Source organism: Planctomonas deserti, assembly GCF_003067705.1.
Taxonomy (GTDB): Bacteria; Actinomycetota; Actinomycetes; order Actinomycetales; family Microbacteriaceae; genus Planctomonas; species Planctomonas deserti.
Genome location: NZ_QANL01000065.1, coordinates 1 through 672, shown reverse-complemented (window position 1 = coordinate 672; position 672 = coordinate 1). Strand labels below are relative to the sequence as shown.

The following is a 672-nucleotide window of genomic DNA, read 5'->3' as shown; positions in this document are numbered from 1 at the left end:
CCGCTTCCTGCTTCTCCAGTTCGCGCTTCACCGCTTCCGGCGAGCGGGTGTAAGGGGCCAGCCGCGCGTAGAACGCCGGCACCACGAACAGCGACAGGAAGGTGGACAGGGTGACGCCGAAGATGATCACGATGCCGATCGTGCCACGGCTGGCCGAACCGGGGCCAACGGCCACCACCAGCGGAATCGCACCGACCACGGTGGCGATGGAGGTCATCAGGATCGGGCGAAGGCGCACCATCGCCGATTCGATGATCGCTTCGCGCACGGTTCTTCCGTCGTCGCGCAGCTGGTTGGCGAATTCGACGATGAGGATGCCGTTCTTCGCTGCCAGGCCGACCAGCATGACGATGCCGATCTGGCTGAACAGGTTCACCGTGCCGCCGCTCACCCACAATCCGACCAACGCACCGAGCACGCCCAGCGGCACGGTCAACATGATGGTCAGCGGGTGGATGAAGCTCTCGAACTGCGCGGCCAGCACCAGGTAGACCACCAGCAGGGCCATCGCGAAGGTCAGCAGCACAGCGCCGCCAGCGCTCTGGTACTCGCGCGATTCACCCTTCCAGTTCACCTGCGCGTACTGCGGCAGCTCTTCGCGCGTGACCTGCTGCGCCCAGGCGATGGCCTCACCCAGCGGATAGCCCGGCGCCAGGCCGGCGCTGATGGTGA

At 66.1% G+C, this 672-nt stretch carries 1 protein-coding gene; it reads right to left on the bottom strand.

Annotated features, from left to right (window positions below; translation table 11 throughout):
- The coding region (locus tag DAI20_RS19560; RefSeq protein ID WP_159085136.1) for an efflux RND transporter permease subunit at positions 1-672 on the bottom strand (672 nt) is incomplete at both ends.